At 57.1% G+C, this 25,702-nt stretch carries 23 protein-coding genes and 1 pseudogene; 10 read left to right on the forward strand and 14 right to left on the reverse strand.

All coding sequences use genetic code 11. From position 1 onward, the window contains the following. Positions 1-64: 64 nt before the first annotated feature. Positions 65-715: a nicotinate-nucleotide adenylyltransferase gene (gene nadD, locus ATG98_RS03320; RefSeq protein WP_098419488.1), complete on the reverse strand. Its 651-nt coding sequence runs from the start codon at positions 713-715 to the stop codon at positions 65-67. Positions 716-718: 3 nt separating this feature from the next. Beyond that, positions 719-1,975 (reverse strand): glutamate-5-semialdehyde dehydrogenase, encoded by a 1,257-nt coding sequence (locus ATG98_RS03325; RefSeq protein ID WP_098419489.1) that lies wholly within the window; start codon positions 1,973-1,975, stop codon positions 719-721. Positions 1,976-2,111: 136 nt separating this feature from the next. On the opposite strand from ATG98_RS03325, the gene ATG98_RS03330 reads away from it, so the two are divergent. From ATG98_RS03330 to ATG98_RS03340, 3 genes are read left to right on the forward strand one after another with little or no spacing between them, the layout of a single operon-like run. After that, entirely contained in the window at positions 2,112-3,098 is a 987-nt protein-coding gene (locus ATG98_RS03330; protein ID WP_098422133.1) for a GGDEF domain-containing protein, read from the forward strand. Continuing rightward, complete coding sequence (locus ATG98_RS03335; protein ID WP_098419491.1) at positions 3,095-4,090, forward strand: GGDEF domain-containing protein; 996 nt, start codon at positions 3,095-3,097, stop codon at positions 4,088-4,090. The genes ATG98_RS03330 and ATG98_RS03335 overlap by 4 nt, the downstream gene beginning before the upstream one ends. After that, positions 4,090-5,541, forward strand: a complete 1,452-nt coding sequence (locus ATG98_RS03340) for a bifunctional DedA family/phosphatase PAP2 family protein (protein ID WP_098422134.1) — start codon at positions 4,090-4,092, stop codon at positions 5,539-5,541. The genes ATG98_RS03335 and ATG98_RS03340 overlap by 1 nt, the downstream gene beginning before the upstream one ends. 6 nt (positions 5,542-5,547) lie before the next feature. Here ATG98_RS03340 and ATG98_RS03345 read toward each other — a convergent pair whose 3' ends face one another. Beyond that, positions 5,548-6,801, reverse strand: coding sequence for an HDOD domain-containing protein (locus tag ATG98_RS03345; protein WP_098419493.1), 1,254 nt, complete (start codon positions 6,799-6,801; stop codon positions 5,548-5,550). Positions 6,802-6,967: 166 nt separating this feature from the next. Then, positions 6,968-8,104, reverse strand: coding sequence for an AI-2E family transporter (locus ATG98_RS03350; protein WP_098419494.1), 1,137 nt, complete (start codon positions 8,102-8,104; stop codon positions 6,968-6,970). Positions 8,105-8,220: 116 nt separating this feature from the next. Between ATG98_RS03350 and ATG98_RS03355 the strand changes: the two genes are divergently transcribed. Beyond that, positions 8,221-8,565, forward strand: a complete 345-nt coding sequence (locus ATG98_RS03355; RefSeq protein ID WP_098421721.1) for a hypothetical protein — start codon at positions 8,221-8,223, stop codon at positions 8,563-8,565. A 142-nt stretch (positions 8,566-8,707) separates the two neighbouring features. Continuing rightward, complete coding sequence (locus tag ATG98_RS03360; RefSeq protein ID WP_098419495.1) at positions 8,708-10,222, forward strand: DEAD/DEAH box helicase; 1,515 nt, start codon at positions 8,708-8,710, stop codon at positions 10,220-10,222. Here the strand turns inward: ATG98_RS03360 and ATG98_RS03365 are convergent. Genes ATG98_RS03365 through ATG98_RS03380 form a run of 4 tightly spaced genes read right to left on the reverse strand, consistent with a single transcriptional unit; the run spans position 10,201 to position 13,175 of the window. After that, on the reverse strand, positions 10,201-10,716 hold the full coding sequence (locus tag ATG98_RS03365) for a dihydrofolate reductase (RefSeq protein ID WP_098419496.1): 516 nt from the start codon (positions 10,714-10,716) through the stop codon (positions 10,201-10,203). The two genes, ATG98_RS03360 and ATG98_RS03365, sit on opposite strands and share 22 nt — an antisense overlap. A 39-nt stretch (positions 10,717-10,755) precedes the next feature. Further along, a complete protein-coding gene (locus ATG98_RS03370) occupies positions 10,756-11,595 on the reverse strand; it encodes a thymidylate synthase (protein ID WP_098419497.1) in 840 nt (279 codons plus the stop codon). Continuing rightward, entirely contained in the window at positions 11,592-12,380 is a 789-nt protein-coding gene (gene lgt / locus ATG98_RS03375; protein ID WP_098419498.1) for a prolipoprotein diacylglyceryl transferase, read from the reverse strand. The genes ATG98_RS03370 and lgt overlap by 4 nt, the downstream gene beginning before the upstream one ends. A gap of 9 nt (positions 12,381-12,389) precedes the next feature. Beyond that, positions 12,390-13,175: a sulfite exporter TauE/SafE family protein gene (locus ATG98_RS03380; protein WP_179888258.1), complete on the reverse strand. Its 786-nt coding sequence runs from the start codon at positions 13,173-13,175 to the stop codon at positions 12,390-12,392. A gap of 122 nt (positions 13,176-13,297) precedes the next feature. Here ATG98_RS03380 and ATG98_RS03385 point away from each other — a divergent pair, with 122 nt between their 5' ends. The 4 genes from ATG98_RS03385 to dxs all read left to right on the forward strand — a co-directional run bounded on the left by ATG98_RS03385 (position 13,298) and on the right by dxs (position 17,552). Continuing rightward, positions 13,298-14,104 carry an NRDE family protein gene (locus tag ATG98_RS03385; RefSeq protein ID WP_098422135.1) on the forward strand — a complete coding sequence of 269 codons (807 nt, stop codon included), beginning with the start codon at positions 13,298-13,300 and terminating at the stop codon, positions 14,102-14,104. A gap of 87 nt (positions 14,105-14,191) precedes the next feature. Then, positions 14,192-14,524: an exodeoxyribonuclease VII small subunit gene (locus ATG98_RS03390; RefSeq protein WP_098422136.1), complete on the forward strand. Its 333-nt coding sequence runs from the start codon at positions 14,192-14,194 to the stop codon at positions 14,522-14,524. After that, positions 14,521-15,420 (forward strand): polyprenyl synthetase family protein, encoded by a 900-nt coding sequence (locus tag ATG98_RS03395; RefSeq protein ID WP_098422137.1) that lies wholly within the window; start codon positions 14,521-14,523, stop codon positions 15,418-15,420. Before ATG98_RS03390 ends, ATG98_RS03395 begins: the two co-directional genes overlap by 4 nt. 173 nt (positions 15,421-15,593) lie before the next feature. Next, on the forward strand, positions 15,594-17,552 hold the full coding sequence (gene dxs, locus ATG98_RS03400) for a 1-deoxy-D-xylulose-5-phosphate synthase (protein WP_098422138.1): 1,959 nt from the start codon (positions 15,594-15,596) through the stop codon (positions 17,550-17,552). A 65-nt stretch (positions 17,553-17,617) separates the two neighbouring features. Here the strand turns inward: dxs and ribA are convergent, their stop codons facing one another. From ribA to ATG98_RS03430, 6 genes and pseudogenes are all read right to left on the reverse strand, one after another. Continuing rightward, positions 17,618-18,232, reverse strand: coding sequence for a GTP cyclohydrolase II (ribA, locus tag ATG98_RS03405; protein WP_098419504.1), 615 nt, complete (start codon positions 18,230-18,232; stop codon positions 17,618-17,620). Positions 18,233-18,308: 76 nt separating this feature from the next. After that, the gene (gene moaC, locus ATG98_RS03410; RefSeq protein WP_323806887.1) at positions 18,309-18,806 is read right to left on the reverse strand and encodes a cyclic pyranopterin monophosphate synthase MoaC; all 498 of its coding nucleotides are present in this window, start codon (positions 18,804-18,806) and stop codon (positions 18,309-18,311) included. A 97-nt stretch (positions 18,807-18,903) separates the two neighbouring features. Next, positions 18,904-19,929 carry a Nudix family hydrolase gene (locus ATG98_RS03415; protein WP_098424358.1) on the reverse strand — a complete coding sequence of 342 codons (1,026 nt, stop codon included), beginning with the start codon at positions 19,927-19,929 and terminating at the stop codon, positions 18,904-18,906. Positions 19,930-19,946: 17 nt separating this feature from the next. Next, complete coding sequence (gene argJ, locus ATG98_RS03420; RefSeq protein WP_098422139.1) at positions 19,947-21,164, reverse strand: bifunctional glutamate N-acetyltransferase/amino-acid acetyltransferase ArgJ; 1,218 nt, start codon at positions 21,162-21,164, stop codon at positions 19,947-19,949. A 117-nt stretch (positions 21,165-21,281) separates the two neighbouring features. Further along, the gene (gene secA, locus ATG98_RS03425) at positions 21,282-24,029 is read right to left on the reverse strand and encodes a preprotein translocase subunit SecA (RefSeq protein ID WP_098422140.1); all 2,748 of its coding nucleotides are present in this window, start codon (positions 24,027-24,029) and stop codon (positions 21,282-21,284) included. 137 nt (positions 24,030-24,166) lie between these two features. Next, positions 24,167-25,099, reverse strand: a pseudogene (locus ATG98_RS03430) (M23 family metallopeptidase). A 147-nt stretch (positions 25,100-25,246) separates the two neighbouring features. Here ATG98_RS03430 and ATG98_RS03435 point away from each other — a divergent pair. After that, positions 25,247-25,693, forward strand: coding sequence for a DciA family protein (locus tag ATG98_RS03435; protein ID WP_098422141.1), 447 nt, complete (start codon positions 25,247-25,249; stop codon positions 25,691-25,693). Positions 25,694-25,702: the final 9 nt, after the last annotated feature.

The following is a 25,702-nucleotide window of genomic DNA, read 5'->3' on the forward strand; positions in this document are numbered from 1 at the left end:
CCCTGTTGCCCGGGCTCTGGCCAGAATGGCCGCCCGAAAAGTCGCTATTAACGCGATTGTAGCACTAAAGTTCCACCGCAGGGCAGGCACCATAGAGCCCTTGCCGGTGAATTTCTGCCAGCGCTTGCCAAGGAAGCAGGTAGCGCGCGGAGTGACCCGCCGCCAGACGCTGGCGAATGGCGGTCGCAGAAATATCCAGCAAGGGCGGCGAAAACATTACAATTCGGCCACACGGCAAGTTTTTCAGCTCTTCGCCCTGTTCAAGATAATGCTTCGACAGCAAAGAGGCCGGCACTCCCTGTGGGTCCAACGCCGGCCCGGGGCGGCTGACCACCACAATGTGCGCCAGCGCCAGAATTTCCTGCCACTGGCGCCAGCGATCAAAACCGGCAAACGCGTCGGTACCCACGGCCATCACCAGTGGGCAATCCGGGCCCAATTCGGCGCGCAGTTGGCGCAGGGTGTCGGCGGTAAAGGATTTACCGCCGCGATCTAACTCGCGTGAGTCAATTGCCAACGCCGGCTCACCCGCAATCGCCAACTGCAAAAGCCGAAGTCGCTGATCGGCGGTTGCGCCCGTCGCGCCACGGTGCGGAGGAGTATAGCTGGGTACCAGGTGCACCTGAGCCACCCCAAGATAATCCTTGAGCTCGAGGCCCAGGCGCAGGTGGCCGTGGTGCACTGGGTCAAAGGTACCGCCATAAATTACGTGCATGCGCTAAACCCGGATATGGCCGTCACCGAACACCACGTATTTTTGCGACGTCAGGCCCTCCAGACCCACCGGCCCGCGGGCGTGGATTTTGTCAGTGGAAATTCCGATTTCCGCACCCAGACCGTATTCAAAGCCATCGGCAAAGCGGGTGGAGGCATTCACCATCACCGAGCTGGAATCCACTTCGGTAAGAAAACGCCGGGCGCGGGTGTAATTTTCGGTGATAATACTGTCGGTGTGCTGGGAGCTGAACTGACTGATATGAGCAATAGCGCCGTCCAGACCATCCACCACCTTCACCGCTAGAATAGGGGCCAGGTATTCTGCTTCCCAGTCGGCTTCTGTTGCCGGCGTCATCTCGCTGACAATCTCCCGGCTGCGCTCGCAGCCGCGTAGCTCTACGCCTTTTTCTACGAACGCAGCGTTCAGCAGCGGCAGCATATCGGCGGCAATTTCCTCATCCACCAAAAGCGTTTCCATAGTGTTGCAGGTGCCGTAGCGCTGGGTTTTGGCGTTCACCGCCACCGCCAGCGCCTTTTCTGGATCGGCGTGACTGTCGATATAAACGTGACAGACGCCATCAAGGTGCTTTATGACCGGAACCCGGGCGTCACGGCTGACGCGCTCAATCAGACCTTTGCCACCACGCGGCACGATAACGTCAACGTACTGCGGCATGGTGATCAGTTCGCCCACTGCGGCGCGGTCGGCGGTGGCAATAATCTGAACAGCCGTTTCCGGCAGCCCGGCTTGAGCTAGCCCACTGGCAATGCAGCGCGCAATCGCCTGATTGGAGTGAATGGACTCAGAGCCGCCGCGCAATATGGCGGCATTACCAGACTTCAGACAGAGGCTGGCCGCTTCAACGGTCACATTCGGGCGTGACTCATAAATAATCCCGATAACGCCCAGCGGCACACGCATTTTGCCCACCTGAATGCCCGAAGGCCTGTAGGCCATGTCGGTTATCACGCCAATCGGGTCTGCCAGGCCGGCCACCTGCAGTAGCCCTTCAATCATGGCGTCTACCCGCACCGGCGTCAGTTCCAGGCGGTCCAGCATGGCGCTGTCCAGACCGCTGGCCCTGGCCGCAGAAAGATCCTGTTGATTGGCCTGAGCCAGTTCGTCGCGGGCGGCGTCCAGGGCCTGAGCCATAGCCAGCAGCGCCTGATTACGAACCGCTGTGGTTGATCGGGCAACGTGTTTCGCTGCTGCACGGGCCTGGGCACCCACTCCATTCATGTATGCTGCAATGTCCATCCGCTTGTTACCTTTGAATTCTGATGTCGCTAGTACCCTTAACTTTACCTGTCTGCATTCAAGTACGCACCCCAAACAACTAGTATACTCGTGCCTTGAACTCCGAAAACCGATCGCCACTAAAAGGAACGCGAACATGGCCACGATGGCCAGCCCTGTGCTGTTAAAACCCCTTGCCCACAGTGCATTTATTGCAGCTGCGGTTATGGCTGCGCTCTGCGCGCTGGCAGGTGAGCCGTTGCTGGCTGCCAGCGCTGCAACGGTTGGCGGCATTGTGGTGTGCAGCCCAACGTTCCGGAAACGCCATGGCGCTGCGCCCTGGCCTGGCCTGCGCGCCGGATTTTTTATTATTCTGGTGCTCTTGGTGGCCACCGCCGCATTAACAGACCGGTGGTTTATAAGTTACTGGGTCTATGGTCTGCCACTATTGGCCTATCTTGTAGTACCGCAGCGCGGGGCATGGATTGCCATTCTTGCGGTGGTCGCCATCGCCCTATTTATGGTGTACCAAGCCAGCGGCATTGCCCAGCGCCATCAGATGATCGGCGCCTTTTTTCTGACCCTGCTGCTAAGCCTTATGCTGATATTTCTACTGGAGTTCAAACGCCGCCAGCTAATGCCCCTTCGACGCACCGACGAGCTGACCAACGCCGCCAGCCAGCAACACCTGACCGCCGATTTGAATAAAGAGATTCAACGCAGCGAGCGTGAAGGCACTACCCTGTCAGTCATCATGCTGGCACTAAAACCCAGCAACGATGCAGAGCCGGCGGGCGCTGATTCGCGTTCGATTCTGCCGCAAATCGGGCGCTATTTGCACAGCCACATCCGCGACTTTGACGCTTACTATCGCGTTGCAGACCTTCAGTTTCTGATCATTCTTCCCGGTATTACCAGCCCCCAGGCCTCGCGGCAGGCCGAGGCTTTGCGCCAAGGCGTGCAACAACTGTTAACCAGCCATCAACTGGCCATGACACTCAGCACCGGCGCCGCCGGACTCAACATCGGCGATGACGCCAACAGCCTGCAACGCAGCGTCACAGGCGCGTTACGCAGGGCCCAGCAACACACCGGTAATGACAGCCAGACCTTCAACGGGCGGAACCAGGAGCCAAAGGCATGACCGAAACCCGGCTGCGCACCCGCACTTATGGCACAGCGTATCTGCTAACCGCCCTATTCTTACTGATGCTGGGCCTGCTAAATCTGCGTTACGGCTTTTATGGGCTGTTTTTTGTCGCCCTGGCCATGGCCGTGCTGGCCGCAGCGGGCCTGGCCTACACCATCATGAACAGGCGCCAGCAATTAGCCGCAAAAGGTCATTTTATTGTTCTGTGCACCCTCAACGGTGCCGTGCTGGCGACCAGCGCTGCCAGTCAGAGCCCGGTTGCCGGCCACTGGGCAATGCCGTTGCTGGCGCTGAACTTACTCATTCTGCCTGCGCGCAAAGGGCTGGGCCTGTCGCTGTTATTGCTGGTGCTGATGACACTGCTGTTAATGCTGAAAGCCGACACTACAGAAGCCCTGGCGGCTTTCGGTGGCATGGCCATGCTACTTGGAACCGGTGCGCTGGCCGTGCGGCGCTACAGTACCATGGCACAATCTGCGGATGACCTGACCCTTATTGACCCGCTGACGGGAGCTCACCACGGCCGGTTTCTGGACGAAAATCTGCAGCAGGAAATTAGCCGGGCCAAGGTAACCGGACATCCATTGTCAGTGATTGCACTGGATATAGATCACGCTGATGAAGTGACGACCCTGCATGGCAACGACACTCTGCCTGCTCTGCAGCGGCAAATTATTCAGCAGCTGTTCGAAATCATTCGTGCAGGCGACACTCTTTATACCCTTAGCGAATCAAATCTGTTCCTGATTTTGCCATTCACCCCGGAGGAAGGCGCGCGGGTGATCGCCGAGCGCATTCGTCGCACTATCGCCGAACGGTCTTGGCTGCCGGTCGAAAGCAGCAGCGTCAGTATAGGCTGCACCACACGCATGCCGGCTGATAGCGAAAGCAATACCTTAAGACAAAGAGCCCATAACGGCGCCAGCCAGGCCCGTAAAACGGGCGGGAACAGTGTACGGTTTGCGCCCGGACCCTTAGCCTTATAATGCCGGGCTGGCTGGGCGAGTTTAGTGCTGTAGTGGCTGCAAATCCGGGCTGGTTGAGCGCCGCGCTGTTTACCACAGCCCTGGTGGAGTCTCTGGCGGTTGCCGGTCTGCTGGTGCCCGGCGTGGCCATTCTTTTTGCGTTGACCGCCTTGGCCGGACAGACCGGCATGGCATTGGGCGAGGCCCTTTTCTGGGTATTTTTTGGCGCCATTGTCGGCGACACACTGAGCTTTGCTCTGGGGCGCCTGCTGACAGGAAGGCTTAACAATGTCTGGCCCATGAGCCGCTACCCGGCCATTGTGGCCCGCGGAGAAGCTTTTTTTTACCGGCACGGCGGCTTTAGCATTGTGGCGGGGCGCTTTATTGGCCCGATCAGGCCCATCATCCCCCTGGTTGCTGGCGCGCTCTGGATGCCCTGGTACCGTTTTTTTGCCTTCAATATCAGCTCGGCTGTTGCATGGGCACCCGTTTATGTATTGCCGGGATTTCTGGTTGGCAGCGCCCTTACGTCGGAGTTACGGCCACCGCCCCGCGTCTATGCCGTTAGCCTGGTCAGCGTGGGTGTTCTGTTGCTGGTGTATCTGGTGTTGTTTCGCGCCCACCTGGGCCTGACGGGCCGCGGCCGCGTGTATCGGTATCTTGAGCAGATTATGCAAAACTATCGCACCAGTCACCGATTCTGGCATCTTTACAGCAAACAACGCCCAACTAATCAGGGCGAATTTCCGCTGGCGTCTCTTATTCTGGGCCTGGGCAGTGCCAGTTTGTTTGTGTTGTGGGGCCAGCTGGCGGTGTTTACCGATGCTCTGCGACCTTTTGATCAAGCAGCACTGGAATGGTTTACGGCCTGGCGCCAACCGCTGCTGGATATACCCGCGGTTGCGATTACATCGCTAGGCGACCCGGCGGTTTTACTGGTCGCCTCAGCACTTGCCTGCCTGACTCTGACGTTTCGCGGTTTTTACGCCGGCGCCCTGCATTGCCTGGCCGCCGGTGTGCTGACCACTGTTCTGGTGTGGGCACTGAAAAACGGTTTTGCTGCTGCACGACCGGAGATGGTGTTTGCACCGCCGCAATCCGGTTCGTTTCCCAGCGCCCATACCGCCGGCATTACGGTGCTGGTGACCCTTGCGGCTGGTTTTATTGCAGCTGAAACCAGCGCCCGCAAACGCTGGCAGATATATGTGCTGGCATCGCTACCGCTGCTTCCGGTGGCGTTAAGTCGGCTTTACCTGGGCGTTCACTGGTTCAGCGATATTGTGGGTGGCTTGTTGCTGGGGTTGGCGATTACGGGTCTGGTGCGCGCAAGCTACAGTCGCTATGACCGCATTGCGCTCTACCCAGACAGCACAACCGCTGCGGCTTTAACGGCCTGGTTCGTATTTTGCGGAGGCTATCTTTACTTGCGCTGGCCTCAGGCGCTGGCCGACTACGCGCCGGCCATCAGCTGAGTGTGCCTATCGGATTGCCAGCAGCTGTTTTACTTCATCCACACGGCTGCGGGCGCGGGTTAACAGATCCAGGCTGCGCGACGCATTCAGCTCCAGCCCGCCCAGGCGGCTGTATGCGGGCAGCTGATCAAAACGTGGCAGCCCCTCGCTCTGGCCAGAACCAATCATGGCGTGCATTTGCGCCACAATCACTACGTCTACCAGCTGCGGTTGCGGCTGATCGCTGGCATAGCCCCAGTCCTGAGCGTGGCGGGTCGCTTCTAGAAACGGTGCCGGAAACGCCCAGTTTTCCAGCACCGCGGTGCCAGTATCTGCGCGCAGCTCGGCGATGACTGCCAGTAAGCGATCTTCGTCATTAAACAAATGGGGATGATACTCGGCGTGCACCAGTATTGGCACCACGCCAATGTCGTGCAGCAGCCCGGCAAGCATGGCCTCCTCCGGATTGATTTTGGTCGCTTCATCAGCCAGCACCCAGCACAGCGCTGCCATCTCGCGGGAGTGCTGCCATAAACGCTCCATGTGTTTCTGCAGCACCGGCTGACGGCTCTTGAACACGTCACGCATGGCGAATACGGTCACTAGCTGACGGGTTGTTTTCATACCCAGACGCACCACTGTTTCGCGTACATTACGGACATCGTTAAAACCGCGATAAAGAGGGCTATTGCAGGCTCGCACCAGCTTTGCAGACATCGCCGGATCTGCCGATATAGCCATAGCAACCTGATCTACCCCAGTATCCTCTCGGTCTACCAGACGCCGCACTTTCCAGGCTACATCCGGCACGCTGGGCAGCTGAACCTGATTCGAGCGCAGCTCGGCATGGAATTCCATCAACAGCTGTTGCTGTTCGCTGCTGGCCTGGTCGCCATCACTGGCGTGCATTTCCACCTGGTTCACGGGCGCACGGCCCAGCATCTGCGCCAGAACATCCTGAGCGATGACCAAAAACTCACAGGGCTTTATCGCTTTCACGTCGTACATGCGCGGCTGCAAACGGGCGATGGGATTCTGCGCACGTTCGCTGCCGGCAGCGATGCGGCCGTGGCGACCGTCTTCGGACGTCAGCTCTACTTCTCCGGCCAACAGAAAAAACTCTTGGCCGTCACGGGCGCCGCGTTTCATGATGCTCTTACCGGCTTTAAACAGACAACGTTCGGCACGGCTAGCCAGCAGCACCAGCTGATCATCGGTTAGCCTGTTTAAAGGCTGGAAAGCTTTCAGCTGACGAAGTGACAGGCTTTCCTGACCTCCCATGAAGGTACTCCTCTGGCGCGTAATTTCTAAATAAAGGCGGTCTTATTACAGAGTGTAACCAGCGGTGCGCAAAACAACCATGCACAAGCGGCGGAAACCAGCATTCATTAACCGCGAAAATCGGTTGTTTCGACCAATCCTGAAAGCTTAAGCATTGCGTTAATGGTTAGCTGGGTTTGGTATTATCCGTTTCTACCGGCGTATCAGCTTTGCCTGAATTTTTAACCTCGCCGTCGCGTAACCACGCCTGGGTAATGGGCGATTCCTGGCTGAACTCGCGAATAAAGATACCCCAAAAAGCGTTAAACAGCGCCGCCACGAGAGGACCCATAACAAAGCCGTTGATACCAAACATTGCGAGGCCGCCCAAGGTAGACAGCAACACAATGTAATCTGGCAGTTTGGTGTCGCGCCCAACCAGAATCGGACGTAATACGTTATCGGCAAGACCAATCACCACAACTCCGAAAGCGGTCAATATCAACGCTTGAACCACATCGCCTATGGCAGCCAAGTAAATAGCGGCAGGCACCCACACCAGTGCCGCACCCACCGCCGGTAACAACGACACAATGGCCATCACCACACCCCAAAGAAGCGCGCCCTGAATACCCAGAATCCAAAAAATCAGGCCGCCCATGGCGCCTTGAATAATAGCAATCAGCAGATTTCCTTTTACCGTTGCCCGGGTAACTTCGGCAAACTTGGCAAACAGCAGGCGCTCACGCTCGTCTCCCAGCGGCAGGGCCCGGATCAGAAGCTCTACCAGGCTTACGCCATCGCGAAGCAAAAAGAACGCCAGATACACCATCAGTGCCAGGCCAAGAAAAAACTGGAAGGTATTCTGACCCAGCCCTAACGCCTGCTTGCCCAGAAACTGGCTGCCGCTGACCACCAGATTAACAGCGCGATCACGCAGTCCAGCGAAACTAACGTCAAACTGCGCCAGAAAAGCCTGAATGGCCGGGAACGACTGATTCACCTGGTCGATATACTCGCCAGGGCGCACGTCGCCGTCCTGGATTTTCTGATACAGGCTGATGCCCTCTGCCACCAGGGAAGTCACCAACAGCAGCACGGGAATGACCACAATGACCATGCACAGAAACAGGGTAATCAATGCGTTGGTGTTGGGACGGTCACCAAAGCGCCGTGCCAGTTTCAGCTGAACCGGATGAAAAATCAGAGCGATGGCCACCGCCCAGAATATCGGCCCAAAAAAAGGCTTCATCAGCAATATAAAGGCGACTGAGACCCCAATCAGCATGGCCAGAAAGGCGCGTGTTTCAAGTTTTGCGTACATAGTGATCCAAACTCTCCTTGTTGCGGACCTAAGCCTACCACGGCACCATAGGCGCGGGGATAGCTAGCTGTTTGTCGTGGTTTATTAAAAAACTGTCATTATTGCGAGCCAAATCAGTGCAAGTGGACACATTTACCGAAGACACCGCGCTAGACGCCGTTGTTGAGTTGCAGCGAGTGCTGGCAGCGCGCACCCATCGCCGCATAGTGCTGGGGCAGGAAGTTACAGTGCCCGGCCAGCTGGGTGCAGCGCTGAATTTGCCTCGCACCGTAAACCGATTGCGAAGCAGGCAGGCTCGCCTGCGTGAACAGGGCCTGGAAGATTTTCAGCAACTTTGGGTTACCCTGTCGATACAAACACGCGAGAAAGTATTGCGGGCAATCGGCTGGTACAAACCACAGGAATTAAGCTGGGACGACAAACGTTCCAATCGTCTCCCCGGGCCTGACAAGGGCGTCTGACACCCCTTTTTTGACATCCGCGGACAACTACCTACGGGCCAGCCCTCATTTTTGCGTATTAAAGCAGCAACAAAACCGTTATAATCCGTTCACATCACGCATTGCACGTCAATGCTTTACCTTTCGAATTCCGAGTACATCAATGTCTGAAATGTCTTTTGCCGAACTGGGGCTTGATCCTGCCGTTCTTGAAGCGGTGACCGCCGTTGGCTATGAAACCCCCACACCCATACAAGCGCAATCTATTCCTGCGCTCTTATCCGGCCGCCATTTGCTGGGTGTAGCCCAGACAGGCACCGGTAAAACCGCCGCCTTTGCTTTACCGCTGCTAAGCCGGGTTGACCCAAGCATCAACGCGCCGCAGATTCTGGTTCTGGCGCCTACCCGTGAGCTGGCCATTCAAGTGGCTGAGGCGTTTTCTACTTACGCCAGCAAGATCCCTAATTTTCACGTACTGCCTATTTATGGCGGTCAAGATTTTTTCCCGCAGATTAAAGGCCTGCGCCGCGGAGCCCACGTTATTGTTGGCACCCCTGGCCGTATGCTGGACCACCTGCGCAAAGGCACCCTGAAGCTGGACAACCTGAAAGCTCTGGTGCTGGACGAAGCCGACGAAATGCTGCGCATGGGCTTTATTGACGACGTTGAAGCGATTCTGTCGAAAACCCCAGACAACTGCCAGCGTGCCCTGTTCTCGGCCACCATGCCGCCGCAAATCAAGAAGGTTGCTCAGACCTACCTGAAAGATGCGGTTGAAGTGCGTATCGAAAGCGCAAGCCGCACGGTTGATGCTATCTCCCAGTACGTATTGCCGGTGTACGCTGAGCGCAAGCTTGACGCCCTGACCCGCATTCTGGAAGTAGAGCCGTTTGATGCGGCGATCATTTTTGTCCGCACCAAGGCCGAAACCATCGTATTGGCGGAAAAGCTGGCTGCTCGCGGCCACGCTGTGGCGCCCTTGAACGGCGATCTGAACCAACGTCAGCGCGAGCAGACGGTTGAAGATCTGAAACGTAGCAAGAAAGACATCGTGGTAGCCACAGACGTTGCTGCCCGTGGTCTGGACGTTCCGCGCATCACACACGTGATCAACTACGACGTACCCTACGACACCGAAGCCTATATTCACCGCATTGGTCGTACTGGCCGTGCCGGCCGTGATGGCAAAGCCATTTTGTTGGTAACGCCCCGCGAGCGTAGCTGGCTGCGCACTCTGGAGCGCGCTACCAATTCAACGATGGAAGCCTACGAGCTGCCCTCGCCGGCGGCGCTGCAGAAAATGCGCGTAGATCAGTTTGAAAGCCAACTGGTAGGTTTTGCGGAAGATCGCAAACTGAGCAAAGCAATGGCGATGCTGGACGATATCGCTGAGCGCAACGAGATGGACGTTTCCATGATTGCAGGCGCTCTGGCGTGCATGCTGGAAGCCACGCAGCCAGGTTCGTTGCCGCTGGAACAGCCTGAAGCGTTGCCAGCGGTATCAACCACGCAGCCAAATCGTGACCGCAAAGCCGGTCGCCCTGGCGAATTCCGCAAGGGCCCGAAGCCTGGCAGCTACAATAAGCGGCCGAGTGGCGGCGCGCCAGGCGGCAAAGGCAAGTTTGCTGGCAAGCCCGCTGGCAAGCGTCCGCCGCGTCAGTCTGACGCCAAGCGCTGATACACTACGAAGCTGTAGTTGTAAGGATTGTTGTCGGACGCGGAGAAATCTTCGCGTCCGATTTCGTTCCACTCCTTCCAGTTCACCTCCGGAAAGTAAGCATCGCCCTCCACGTTAGCGTGCACCAGGGTCATGTAAATCCGATCCACCAGCAGTAACGCCTCGGCGTAGATTTGCCCGCCGCCAATCACCATCACTTCTTCAATTCCGTCCAGCTCAGCCTGTGCTTCGGCTTTTTTTAGTGCTGCCTGCAAGCTTATGGCTGCTGTGGTGCCTGCCGGGGCCTGCCATTCTTCATTGCGTGTGATAACCACGTTCATGCGCCCAGGCAAGGGGCGACCGATAGAATCCCAGGTTTTACGGCCCATGATGATAGGCTTACCCATGGTGGCCTGTTTGAAGTATTTCAGGTCGCCAGGCAGGTACCATGGCAGGTTGTTGTTACGGCCGATGACGCGATTTTGAGCCATGGCGACGATAAGTGCTTTTTGCATGGTGGTTTCCTTTTTTAACACGGAAAGCTAGCTCAACTATTAAATAGCAATCGGTGCTTTTATTCCGGGATATGGCTCGTAGCCTTCAAACTCAAAATCGTCCAGATCGTAACCGAAGATGGAGTAAGGCTTGCGCTTGATCACCAGCTTTGGCAAAGCCCTTGGTTCGCGCTTGAGTTGCTCGAACACGATGTCGTCAGTCAGGTGATTGCTATACAGATGGCAATCGCCAAAAGTGTGTACGAACTCACCAACGTCCAGATCGCACTGCTGGGCGATCATGTGGGTGAGCAAGGCATAGGAGGCGATGTTAAAGGGTACGCCCAGGAACAGATCGGCGCTGCGCTGGTAGAGCTGGCAGGAGAGTTTGCCGTCGTTGACATAAAACTGGAACAGGCAGTGGCACGGGGCCAGTGCCATGCGGCCCTGGCGCACGTTATCTTGCGGGCCGATGGATTCGTCGGGCAGTTCGGCCGGGTTCCAGGCGGAGACGATCAGGCGGCGGGAATTGGGTTTTTGGCGAATCTGGTCAATCAGGTCACTGATCTGGTCAATCACGCGGCCGTCGTGGCACTGCCAGCTGCGCCATTGTTTGCCGTAGATGGGCCCCAAATCGCCGTTATCCAGAGCCCATTCGTTCCAGATGTTGACTTTGCGTTCGGTCAGCCAGCTGTTGTCGGTGGAGCCCTGCAGGAACCACAGCAGTTCCTGGATGATGCTGCGCAGGTGGATCTTTTTCGTGGTGACCAGGGGAAAACCTTGCTGCAGATTGAAGCGAACCTGGCGGCCGAATACCGAGCGGGTGCCTACACCGGTGCGGTCACCGCGGTCGCTGCCGTTGTCGACAATGTCTTGCATCAGGTCCAGGTAGGCTTTCATACGGCGTTTCTCCGGTAGGCGATGGTCATCAGAATCAGGCCAGCAATAACCATGGGCAGTGACAGCGCTTGTCCCATGGTAAGCCAGTCAAAAGCCAGGTAGCCCAGCTGGGCGTCGGGCTGGCGCACAAATTCCACCGCAAAGCGAAACACGCCATAACAAATCAGGAACAGACCAGATACCGCCATACGCGGCCTGGGTTTGGCCGAGAACCACCATAGGATAATGAAGAATAAAACGCCTTCGAGGGCAAACTGATAAAGCTGGGAGGGGTGTCGAGCCAACGCGTCTGGCGCTTGCGGAAAGACCATGCCCCAGGGCACATCCGTGGGTTTGCCCCAGAGCTCGCCGTTGATAAAATTGCCGATGCGCCCTGCTCCCAGGCCTACGGGCACCAGTGGCGCGACAAAATCGGTCATGCGCCAGAAACCTGCGCCTATTTTACAGCCGTACCACCACATGCCCAGCATGACACCTAGCAGGCCGCCGTGGAATGACATGCCGCCTTCCCACACCCGCAGCAGCCACAAAGGGTCCGCAAGAAACACGTCAAAATTGTAAAAGATGACATAGCCAAAACGGCCACCCAAAATAACTCCAAGCGCCAGATAGAACAGCAGGTCGCCCACCTGTTCTTCGTTAACAGGCGACCAGGGTTTGCGGCTGCGTATGCGCCCCAGCCACCAGCCGGCGGCAAAGCCGACCAGGTAGGTCAAGCCATACCAATATACTTTCAATGGCCCGACGGCAATGGCCACTGGGTCGATTTTCGGATATTGCAACATTGTAGTCCCTTAACTCAGTAAAAAGCGGAGGCCGATCAGCACCAGCATAATGGCGAAGATGCGTTTCAATAGGAGGGCGTTGAGGCGGTGGGCCAGATTGGCACCCACACGGGCAAAAATCACGCTGGTCAGTATGACCCCAAACATCGCCGGCAGATAAATAAAGCCAAGGCTGTGCGGTGGCAGCTCCGGATCACCCCAGCCAGTCCACAGGTTGCCCAGAGCTCCTGCCAGCGCAATGGGCAGGCCGCAGGCCGCGGATATGCCGACGGCATGCTGCATTTTAATGTTACAGCGGCTTAGGTAGGGCACGGTCAATGTGCCGCCGCCGATTCCAAAGATGGCCGAGGCCCAGCCAATAACAGCGCCAGCCACACTCAGACCCTTTTTACCTGGCACAGATCGATCTGGTTTGGGGTTGAAGCCAAGCAACATTTTTATCGCCACCACGATCACAAATACGCCAATGATCAGTTCCAGCGCTGGCCCGCTAAGCAGTGATGCGGTCCAGGCGCCGATTAAAGCGCCAAATACGATGCCTATGGTCATTGCCCGGAAAATGTCCCAGCGAATTGCGCCGTGAACATGATGTGAGCGTATCGAGCTTAACGAAGTAAACACGATGGTGGCCAGCGAGGTCCCCACCGCCATGTGGGCGGCAATATCGGGGCTGAAGCCCTGGGCACCGAAGCTGAAGATCAATACCGGCACGATAACCAGGCCGCCACCAATGCCAAACAGGCCAGCTAGAGTGCCCGCCAGCGCTCCCAAGGCAAGGTACAGCGAAAAAAGCATGATGAATGACATTGCAGCGCACACCGCCGTTACATTTATGGACGGGTATGATACACCTTGTGAAAACAAGGCTCCATTGCGCCAACCGGCTGTATACACATCGTTAAGGAAATAACGCGGCTATGTGTCTGATTGCGTTTACTCTAGGCCAGAACCGAAACTATCCGCTGGTGGTCGCTGCTAACCGGGATGAATTTTTCAACCGGCCCACGGCCGCCATGGACTGGTGGCCAAGTGCCCGCCATGCGCTGGTTTCAGAGCAGGTTCTGGCAGGCCGGGATCTCCAGGCCGGCGGTACCTGGCTAGCGGTCAGCGCCAGCGGTGTGGTCAGCGCAGTCACCAATGTGCGCGAAGGCAGCCCGGAAGACGGCACTGTAAGCCGCGGTGATTTGCCTCTGCGCGCCTTACATCAATCGCCCCAGGCCTTGCGCAAGCACCTGACCGATAACGCCAGCCGCTATTCCGGTTTTAATCTGGTTAGGCTCGAGGCCGGCCAAGAGCGCGCAGCCGGCCCCGGCGGCTGGTATTTCAGCAACCGCGACGCTCACCCGGGGCGCAGCCTGCACCGCGGCAGCTACGGCGTCAGCAATCATCTGTTGCAAACGCCCTGGCCCAAACTGTTGCGTCTGCGCCAAGGTGTCACCAACGCCGTCGTCGCAGCCGGTGAAGACAGCGAACCTTTGCATCAGGCGCTCATCAATCACCTGGTTGACTCTACGCCGGCCCCGGACCACCTGCTGCCCCGCACCGGGGTGAGTCTTGATACCGAGCGGATGCTATCACCGGCGTTCATTAACGGCGAGCATTACGGCACCCGCGTAACCACGGTGGTGACTGTGGCCGCCAGTGGCGAAATACGAGTTACCGAGCAAACCTGGCAACCCGGCGGCAAACTGGGTGAATGTCGGCAAATGTGCTGGCAGCAGTAGCCCTTAAGCTCTGTTATAATTCGCCGGAAAATGCATCTAGTGCCCCGTCTGGCGGCATTATTCGATTCGATCACAGCGGAGGCATTTATGGCTGGCAAAAAAAACACCGCGGCTGCCGCGACAAAAGCACCCTCGTTGAGTGGCTTTGAGAAATCCCTGGAGGAGCTGGAACAGCTGGTGCGTGATCTGGAGCACGGCGAATTAACACTGGAGCAATCGCTGTCCACCTTCGAGCGTGGCGTCGGCCTTACCCGTGATTGCCAACAAGCCCTGAAAAGTGCCGAGCAGCGGGTCGAAATGCTGGTACAAAACGGCGATGGCAGTCTGGAAAACCGACCTTTTCATGAACACAGTAATGATCAAAGTAACGAGCAGAGTAATGAACAGAGTGAACAGAGCGATCAGAGCAGCAATTCGTGAACACGGCCACCCGCTTGCCAGCCAATGAGTTTTTGCAACACTGCCGCGCTGAGATTGACCAGCAGCTAGCCGATTATATGGATCAGGCCAGCGCATCCCAGCGCCTGCGAGACACCATGCGTTATGGCCTGTTGGGCGGTGGCAAGCGCATTCGCCCGGCGCTTTGTCTGGCCGCTGCCGAAGCCGTTGGCGGTCAGCGCCAAATCGCGCTGGCACCGGCCTGTGCTCTGGAGATGATTCACGCTTACTCGCTGATGCACGATGATTTACCGGCCATGGACAACGATAATCTGCGCCGCGGCCGCGCCACCGCGCACATCGCATTCGACGAATCTTCGGCCATACTTGCGGGTGACGCTCTTCAGGCAGAGGCGTTTCGAGTACTGGCTGCAGCGCCCGAGTTAAGCGCCGAGGTCAAACTGGCGATGGTAAAAGCCTTGGCGAACGCCTGCGGGGCAAACGGCATGGTGGGCGGGCAGGCTATTGATCTGGAGTCGGTGGCACGAACCCTGACTCTGGAACAGCTAGAGAACATGCACCGCCATAAAACCGGCGCTCTGATTGAAGCCAGCGTGTATCTTGGCGCCCTGGCCGGTGGCGTAACAGACGCCGCGTTGCTAAACGCCCTGGCTCGTTACGCCCGCGCGCTGGGGCTGGCGTTTCAGGTGCAGGATGATTTGCTGGACATAGAAGGCGATACCGCGGTGATTGGCAAAACCCAAGGCTCTGATATCGCCCGTAGCAAACCCACCTACCCCGCACTGTTAGGGCCGGAAGGCGCGCGCGAACACTTGGCAAGGCTGCTAGCCGAGGCTCACGACAGCCTGGAGGGGCTTGGCATTCAGGCCGACGCCCTACACGCCATGGCAGATTACGTAGTGGCTCGAAGCCACTAATAGCCACAAAGCAAATGCCCGCGTAACATCCCGGGCATTGAGTCGCTCCCGCTACGAGGCGCACACTGCGGGATAAACACTTGGCAAACGACAAGGCGCGGCGCTGATACAACCAGACGATACAGCGTATAAAACTACAACCCTTGCCGATTATGCAAAAAAGAACCGAGCAGATGCAGGACACAATGATTTTCAGGGAAATTCCCTTACAGCGACCCAATACCCCCATGCTGGACCGTATTGGCTCGCCGGCAGACATGCGTCAGTTACCCGCCGACCAGCTCACTCAGCTGGCACGGGAGCTGCGGTCGTTTCTGTTGTGGTCGGTGGGCACGACAGGCGGCCACTTTGGCGCCGGACTGGGCGTACTGGAGCTAACGGTTGCCCTGCACTATGTGTTCAACACGCCGGAAGACCGCCTGGTTTGGGACGTGGGCCATCAGGCCTACCCCCATAAAATCTTGACCGGTCGCCGCGAACAGATGGGCAGTATTCGCCGCAAAAACGGCCTGGCAGGGTTCCCCAAACGCACTGAAAGCCCTTACGACACCTTTGGCGTAGGTCATTCCAGCACGTCTATCAGCGCCGCCCTGGGCATGGCCATTGCCGCCAGCCAGCAAGGGCTGAAACGCAAGAGTATCGCGGTGATTGGTGATGGCGCCATGACCGCCGGCATGGCCTTTGAGGCACTGAATCACGCCGGCCATCTGAAGGCCGATATGCTGGTGATTCTAAACGACAACGACATGTCGATTTCCCGCAACGTGGGTGGGCTGTCCAATTATTTTGCCAAACTGTTGTCCAGTCGCACTTACCATCAAATGCGCGACAGCAGCAAAAAAGTGCTGGAGATAGCACCGGGCCTGCGCGAGCTGGCGAAAAAAACCGAAGAGCACTTTAAAGGCATGATTGCTCCGGGCACCCTGTTTGAAGAACTGGGTTTTAATTACATCGGTCCCATTGACGGCCACGACCTGCCATTACTGGTAGAAACGCTGGAGAACATCCGCGAGCTCAGCGGCCCGCAGTTTCTGCACATTGTTACCACCAAAGGCAAAGGTTTTGCGCCTGCAGAAGCCGACCCGATTGGCTACCACGCCATCAACAAGATAGAACCCCTGGCTGCCAGCACCAAACCGGCGCCGGTGAAGTCGGAACCGGCGGCACCCAAATACGCCAACGTGTTTGGCCAATGGCTCTGTGATGCCGCGGCCGCGGATGAGCGGGTGATGGGCATAACCCCTGCCATGTGCGAGGGCTCTGACCTTTTGGCCTTTGCCGAGCGCTTTCCCGCGCGTTATTTTGACGTTGCCATTGCCGAGCAGCACGCTGTTACCTTGGCCGCCGGCATGGCCTGTGATGGCGCCAAACCGGTGGTGGCCATTTACTCCACCTTCTTACAGCGTGGTTACGACCAGCTTATCCACGATGTAGCCATTCAGAATCTGGACGTGCTGTTTGCCATTGACCGCGCCGGTCTGGTGGGCGAAGACGGCCCGACTCATGCCGGGGCCTTCGACATCAGCTATCTGCGTTGCATCCCCAATATGGTGTTGATGACACCGTCTGACGAAAACGAAACCCGGCAGCTACTGCACACCGGCCTGGTGCATGAAGGCCCGGCGGCGGTACGCTATCCCCGCGGTAGCGGCAGCGGAGTCGAGATTGACCCGCTGTTGCACACGCTGCCTCTGGGTAAAGGCAGAATTGTGCGCGAACGCGAGCGCAAGAGCGCAAGCGGCCGTATTGCCATTCTGAATTTTGGCACCCTTTTGCCGCGAGCCCTGCAAGCCGCGCAGGCGCTGGACGCCACAGTGGCCGATATGCGCTTTGTAAAACCGCTGGATGAAGACCTGATACGCCAGTTGGCAGAGCAGCACGATTTGCTGGTGACTCTGGAAGAAAATGCCATCGCCGGGGGCGCCGGCAGTGCGGTGTGCGAATGGTTGAATCAGGAAGAAATTACCATGCCGGTGCTGCAACTGGGGCTGCCCGACACGTTCGTTGACCACGGCAGCCGTAATCAGCTATTGGAGGAGTGCGGGCTTGATGCCACGACTATCGAGCACAACATTAGGGGCCGCGTACAACGATTGGTCAGCCAGTCGGGCAAAGCCGCGCAGTCTTCCTGATAATTGCCTGGCTATGACAAGAGGTTGAGACTGAGCAGGCGAGGTATGAAAGCCGCCTGCTGCGCTCAGAGCTGGGGGTCATCGTCCTGATGAATCTCCAGAAAATGGCCGAGCTTGCTCTGTTTGGTGTCCAGATAGTGCTCGTTATGGGGGTTTCTCCCTACGTGCAGTTCGACTCTTTCCACAACATCAATGCCGTATGACGACAACGCCTTTACTTTGCGCGGGTTGTTAGTCATCAACCGCAAGCGCTTTATACCCAAGTGCTCCAACATATCTTTGCACATGCTGTAGTCACGAAGATCCGCTGCAAAACCCAGACGTTCGTTGGCTTCGACTGTGTCGGCACCCTGGTCCTGAAGGTTGTAGGCACGAATCTTGTTGAGCAGGCCGATGCCACGGCCTTCCTGGCGCAGGTACATCAAAATACCGCGACCTTCACGAGCGATGCTGCGCAAGGCTTCTTCCAGTTGATAACCACAGTCACAGCGCATGCTGTAAAGAGCGTCACCGGTCAGGCACTCAGAGTGGGTGCGGGCTAACATGGGTTCGTCGCCAGCCAGATCACCCAGCGTCAGCGCGACGTGCTCTTTGCCGGTGTCCGGCTCTTCAAAACCGTGCATATCAAAAACCCCAAACGGGGTCGGCAGCCGGCAAGTCTCAATGTAACGAACAGCCACTGTAATTCCTCGTGGTTTGATCTTATGATCTTAGATGGAGCAGCCTGCCTGCGGCAGGTACATTGTTTCTAATGGATCAGGTGCTGGCCTGCCAGTGGCCACTGCGGCCGCCTTTCTTTTCCACCAAGCGCAGGTTGCTAACAACCATGGCCTTGTCGACTGCTTTGCACATGTCGTAAACGGTCAGCGCGGCGATACTGGCCGCCGTTAGCGCTTCCATTTCTACGCCGGTCTGACCAGACAGCTTGCACAAGGTGCGAATGTGGACCGACATGCCGTCTGCACCGGGTTCTAGCTCTACCTTCACCGAGGTCAGGTTCAAGGCGTGGCACAGGGGGATCAGATCGTGAGTGCGCTTGGCCGCCATAATGCCGGCAATACGTGCCACCGCCAAAACGTCACCCTTCGGGTGTTGGCCATCCACGATCATCGCCAGAGTTTGGGCCGACATACTGATCGTGGCCTCGGCGCGGGCTTCGCGCTCAGTTACCGCTTTGGCGGTAACGTCGACCATGCGTGCTTCGCCTTTATCATTCAGGTGCGTCAGTTTGCTCACAGCCTCTCCCGTTGGCATAATCGCCGAATAAACACCCTCGACGGTATTGGTTCAATACACATCCACGCTGTAAAAATATGTTACATCATAACAAATGTGGCGCTGTCCTGCGCTGTTAAACGCCGGCTTGTGCCCACCAGAAGCCAATGCCAGCGATGCCTTGTGCGCCGCATTGGCGAGCCTGTGGCAGATCGGCCGGCGATAAGCCGCCGATACCATACACCGGTAGTCGTGCCGCGGACACCAGTTGGCTGAACGCGTGCCAGCCCAGAGGCGCCTCATTAGGGTGGCTGGGCGTACCCAACACGTGCCCCAGGGTTGCATAGTCGGCCCCCATGGCCGCAGCGTGAGCCAGCTGCTCTGCGTTATGGCAGGAAACCCCTAATCGGAAGTGCACGGCCACAGGCCGCTGCTGACAATGCCTGGCGTGGCGCCAGGGCAAATGCACGCCGGCAGCTTGAGAATGGCGGCCTATCAACTCAGCCGCGCCGTGTAACATAAGCTCGCTGCCATTACTCTGGCACAACGCCAAGGCACTCTGCGCCAAGCCATTGTAAGCTATCGCCTGTTCAGCCAAAGCAGGGGACCGCAACACGACCAGCGGTGGCTGACTAACCTGCAGCGCTGCCTGCAAGCGTTTCAGGCCACTTTCACCCTCTGCCACGTCGCTGCCCGTAAACGCCAACTGCGAAGGCAATTGAAGAGCGCGGATAATCGGGCGATTCGCTGCGGGAAAATCCCCATCGCGTAGATCCTGCGGCAATAGCCACTGAATCGGTTGGCCTTCGCGACCATGAGCCTCGCCTGCGGCTGTGTCTGTGGACCAGGCATCCAGAAAAACCCGCTTGTCGCCATAATCGTGTCGGATACCAATTACGGGCCGTAAAGCGGATTCGATCAACTTTAATCCGGTTTCTTCGGCAATCTCACGCACCAACGCCTGCTGCACGGTTTCACCCGGCTCCACTTTACCGCCCGGAAACTCCAGCAATCCGCCCTGGTGGGCGCTTTCGGGCCTGCGGGCAATCAGCACTCGCCCATCGCGAATGATAACGCCGACGGCCACGTGTACTTCACGTAATACGCCGGGCGATTTCTCCGGTGCTGTCTCGGGTGCTGCCCCAGCCGGTCGCTCAGGCATTTTTTTAATCACCGGCATCAGCTGCGGTAGTCGGCGTTGATGGTGACATAGTCGTGGGAGAAATCGCAGGTCCAAACGGTTTCATTGACTGCGCCTCGTTTGAGGTCGATGCGAATGGTGATTTCTTCCTGGTTCATCACCGCCTGGCCGCGTTCCTCCGAGTAATCGTCTGCCCGACCGCCATTGCGTACGAGACACACGTCTCCCAGGTAAATTTCCAAGGCGTTCAAGTCCAGGCCTTCGACACCCGCGCGGCCAACGGCGGCCAGAATGCGACCCCAGTTGGGGTCTGACGCAAACAGCGCCGTTTTCACCAATGGCGAATGGGCGACCGTATAGGCTACGTCCAGGGCTTCATTGACTGTCGCTGCGTGGTTAACCTCAATGGTTACAAACTTGGTTGCCCCCTCACCGTCGCGCACAATGGCGTGGGCCAGATCCATATAAACCTGGCGCAAAGCGTCTTTCAACGGCGCCAGCAGAGGGCTGTCAGCGGTTATTTCCGGCCCTGCGTAGCATCCGCTGGCAATCAACATGCAGGCGTCGTTGGTGGAGGTGTCACCGTCAATGGTAATGCGATTGAAGGACTGTTCACCCAACTCCGCGGCCAGGGCCTGCAAAACATCCGGCGCGATACGGGCGTCGGTGGCAATGAATCCCAGCATGGTGGCCATGTTGGGGCGAATCATACCCGCGCCCTTGCTGATGCCGGAAATGCTCACCGTATGGCCGCCCAGATCCACTTGCACCGATGCCCCTTTGGGACGGGTGTCGGTGGTCATAATGCCGTTTGCCGCTTCTGCCCAGCGATCTGCGCGAGTATCCGCCAGTGCGTCGGGCAGCGCCGCGACAATTTTGGCGACGGGCAATAGCTCACCGATCACACCGGTGGAAAATGGCAACACCTGCTGCTCACCAACTCCGGCGGCGGCGGCCAGAGCCTGGCAGCAGGCCGAGGCATCGGCCAGGCCGCGTTCGCCGGTGCCCGCGTTGGCATTACCGGTGTTAATCAACAGATAGCGCGGCGTGCCCGCAGCAAGGTGCTTGCGGCTAAGCGTAACCGGTGCCGCGCAGAACTGGTTGCGAGTGAAAATTCCAGCTACCTGGGCGCCCTCAGCCAAGGAAAATAATACGATGTCTTTACGGCCAGGCTTTTTAATACCGGCACTGGCAATTCCCAGTTCTACGCCGGTAATGGGAAAAAATTCGGGTAAGGTTTCGGGGCCTACCGCCATGGTAATTCTCCTGACAAATAATGAATGAAGACTGCCCGCGGGCATTCAAAACGCAAAAACCCGCAGCCTGAATGGATCAGATTGCGGGTTGAAAATAGCTTTCAATAACAAGGCTGTTTAATTAATTTTGCCACAGCACTGCTTGAACTTCTTGCCAGACCCACAAGGACAAGGCTCATTACGGCCCACTTTGCGCTCGTTACGCACAAAGGTTTCCGGCGTGGCCTGGCGTGAACCGTCGTCGCCACCGGCCTCGCCCGCAGCGCCAGCCTGAGCTGTTGCGCTGGTTTCGTCGTGGCGCAGGCGAGCACGTGCCAGCTCACTGGCCAACGCATCTTTGCGCTGGCGCTCGATTTCTTCCAGCTCTTCCTGGCTTTGCACTTTAACGTGGCACAGTACCCTAATAACGTCGCCCTTCATGGCTTCCAGCATGCTTTCAAACAGATTGAAGGCTTCGCGCTTGAACTCCTGCTTCGGGTTTTTCTGGGCGTAACCACGCAGGTGAATACCGCGGCGCAGGTGATCCATATTCGACAGATGCTCTTTCCACAGGGTATCCAGTACCTGCAAAAACACCTGTTTTTCAAACTTACGCATGGGTTCTGCGCCGACGACCGCCTCTTTGGCGTCGTAAGCAATCACAATCAGCTCCAGAATTTTCTGGCGTAGATTGTCCTCATAAAGTTTGTTGTCTTCATCCAGCCACTGCTGAACCGGCAGGTCAATGCCCATTTCCGACTGCAGCTGAGCTTCCAAACCCGCAACATCCCACTGCTCCGGCATGCTTTGCGGTGGAATGTGAGCACTCACCAGGGTGTCTACCACGTCAGCGCGAATGGTTTTCACCATTTCCGACACGTCGTCTGAACCCATTACTTCGTTGCGCTGGTCATAAATAACCGAACGCTGGTCGTTGGCAACGTCGTCGTATTCCAGCAGCGTTTTGCGCATGTCAAAGTTTCGGCCTTCGACCTTGCGCTGGGATTTCTCAATGGCGTTGGTGACCATGCGGTGCTCAATCGCCTCGCCGTTTTTCATCCCCATGGCCTGCATCAGACTCTTGACCTTATCCGGAGCAAATATCCGCATCAGGTTGTCTTCCAGCGACAGAAAGAACCGGGATGAACCCGGATCGCCCTGACGGCCAGCGCGGCCACGCAGCTGGTTATCAATGCGGCGGCTTTCATGACGTTCGGTGCCAATAATGTGCAAGCCGCCGGCTTCCAACACGCTGTTGTGGCGCTCAGTCCACGCATCTCTCAGTACCGCGCTCTGTTCCTCGGTCGGGCTATCATGCCCTGCCAATTCATATTCCCAGTTACCACCAAGCACAATGTCAGTACCGCGGCCAGCCATGTTGGTGGCAATGGTAACGGCGCCGGGGCGGCCCGCCTGGGCAATAATCTGAGCTTCAGATTCGTGCTGCTTGGCGTTCAGGATTTTGTGCTCGATCTGGGTTTTCTTCAGCAGGCCGGCCAGGCGCTCAGACGCCTCGATGGACGCAGTGCCCACCAGAATAGGCCGACCTTCGGCGGTAACGTCTTTAATTTCGTCGATAATGGCGTGGAATTTTTCTTCTTCCGTCAGGTACACCAAATCGTTGTAATCGGTCCGCTGAATCGGTTTGTTAGGCGGAATGACCACCACATCCAGGCCGTAAATCTGGCGAAATTCGAACGCTTCGGTGTCGGCTGTGCCGGTCATGCCCGACAGCTTTTCATACAGCCGGAAGTAGTTCTGGAAAGTGGTGGACGCCAGGGTCTGGCTTTCCGCGTGAATCTTCACACCTTCTTTGGCTTCAATCGCCTGATGTAGACCTTCACTCCAGCGCCGGCCCGGCATGGTACGACCGGTGTGCTCGTCAACAATGACCACCTGGTCGCCTTGCACGATGTAATCCACGTTTTTCTGGAACAGGTTATGGGCCCGCAAACCGGAATGCACGTGGTGCAGAAGGCTGAGGTTGGCGGCGGAATACAGGTTTTCACCTGCTTTGAGCAGTTCCCGCTCCAGCAACAACTGCTCCACTTTTTCGTGGCCGCGCTCGGTTAATTCTACCTGACGGGTTTTTTCGTCAATAGTGAAGTCGCCGGTGGGATCGCCCTCATCTGGCACCTCGCCCTTTTCCAAGATCGGAATCAGAATGTTAATCGCCTGATACATCTCCGAGCTGTCTTCGGCGGCGCCGGAAATAATCAGCGGTGTACGGGCTTCGTCGATCAGAATGGAGTCAACTTCGTCGACGATAGCAAAATGTAGGCCGCGCTGAACTTTATCTGCGGTGCTGAAAGCCATATTATCGCGCAGGTAGTCAAAACCGAATTCGTTGTTGGTGCCGTAGGTAATGTCGGCCTGATAAGCGGCGCGCTTTTCTTCTCCCGCCTGGCCGGTGTGTACCACACCCACTTGCAGCCCCATGAAGTTATACAGCTTGCCCATCCAGTCAGCATCGCGGCGAGCCAAATAATCGTTCACAGTGATCACGTGAACGCCTTTGCCAGACAAAGCGTTCAAATAGGCAGACGCGGTGGACATCAGGGTTTTACCCTCACCGGTTTTCATTTCGGCAATGCGGCCTTCATGCAGGGTAACAGCACCCACAAACTGCACGTCGTAGTGACGCATACCCATAACCCTGCCGCTGGCTTCGCGCACGCAGGCAAACGCTTCGGGCATCAATGCGTCAAGACTTTCGCCTTTGTGCAGGCGCTCACGGAACTCTGTGGTTTTTCCCTGCAACTCGCTGTCGGTCAGGCTGCCAAATGGCTTTTCAAGCTCATTAATACGCAAGGCAATCTTGCGCATTCGTTTGATTTCCCGGGCGTTCTTACTACCGAATACTTTCGTTGCAAGCTTTGTGAACATAGACCAATGCTTCTTTGATTAAACGGAGGAAGCCGGCATTCTACCTTTATTTAGCGGCGGGGCAAAAGCCACAGCCGGTGACGACAATGCCAGCCGACAATTCGGCGCTGCCAATCACATCTGGGTCACAGGTTTTCTTAACGGCTGGCCCGCGCCATGTACTTCACCGGATCGGTCGTGTGACCATGTTTCAGTACTTCAAAATGCACATGAGGCTCGGTAGACCGGCCGGTGCTGCCCATCAACGCAACCACTTGGGCTTTCTGAACCAAGTCACCCACTTTTACACTCACGGTTCTGGCATGGGCGTAGCGGGTAACCAGTCCATCGCCATGGGCGATTTCCACCAGGTTGCCATAGCCAGAACGCTTTCCAGCCCAGGTAACAACGCCTGCGGCCACCGCAACAATGTCGCTACCGTCTTTACCTGCCAGATCAACGCCGCCATGCCAGGTGCGTTTGCCACTAAAAGGATCGGTACGGTAGCCATATTCAGATGACAGCTAACCCCAGGTAATGGGACGGCCCTCAACAAAACGCTCATCATCCAGTTTTTGCCGCGAGGCCAGCTTGTCCAGCAAGCGCAACTGCTGCTCGCGATTGTCCAGGCGGTGTTCCAGGCGCTCAATCATCTCGCTCAGGCCCGGCACAGTGTAAGACTCTGGCGGCAGTAGCACGTCGGGGCCGCCTACTGGCGCAGGAGCGCTAAAATCAAACTCGTCGTTGTTCACCAGTCCACTTTCGACAAATCGTTGCCCCAAAGCGTCCAGCCGCAACAGGCGGCCTTGCATCGCACCCAGGCGCAGCGTCATGGCGTCGACCTGGTGCTGCACGTCTGTTTCAACCTGGGCCAACTCGGCTTTCTGCTCCTGCAAGCGCGCCTGCCAACGCACAACCAACTCGTTGCCGGCAGGGATTTCAGCCTCAATTTTCGCCACCGCCAGCGTGTAACCTGCCCAACTAGCAATCGCCGCCAGCGCCAGAGTGAACACCAGCAAGGCGAGTAAAAAACGGCGATTCAGTATAATGGCCGGGGGCGGAAGCGGATCAGAAATTCTGTATGTCGTCATAGTGTGTAGCTGTTGCAACAGATCGCAAACCGATGTTTAAAGCACCCGCCAGCGGTTACACTGGTTATGAATAGTTGGGGCGCTCACCTAAAAACGAAGCCAAAGTGTACCCAATGGTTTACAGCTCAGTCGAGTACTCAGGCCGCAATGACACCAAAAAACGAACAGAAAATGATTTTCAACACACTCTCCGGGGCCGCCGGTGTGCGCAACCTGGTAGCGCGGGCCGAGCAGCACCGGCTTGCTGAACAGGCGCTGCTGGATGAGTTGCCGCCATCGTTGCAGTCAGGTACGCGTTTTGTCAGCTGCCATGAAGGCGAACTTGTGCTGTCATCAGACAGCGGGCCCAAAGCCAGCCAGATTCGCTTTCGCCAGCATGACATTATGGCGGCTGCGCGCAATCTGGAGTTGTTTCGCTTTGTCTGGAAGCTGAAAGTAAAAGTGGTGCCGCCGCGTTTTCAGGACAAGGCCATGGCCAAAAAACTGCCCCTGAGTAAAGAAAACGCCCGGCTCCTCCAAGAGGAAGCCGGGCACACAAAAGACAAAGCTTTGCGCCAAATTCTGGAAAAGCTCGCCAGTCACGTTCGCGACTGACGATGGTGC

Origin of the sequence: Marinobacter sp. LV10R520-4 (assembly GCF_002563815.1) — a bacterium.
Taxonomy (GTDB): Bacteria; Pseudomonadota; Gammaproteobacteria; order Pseudomonadales; family Oleiphilaceae; genus Marinobacter.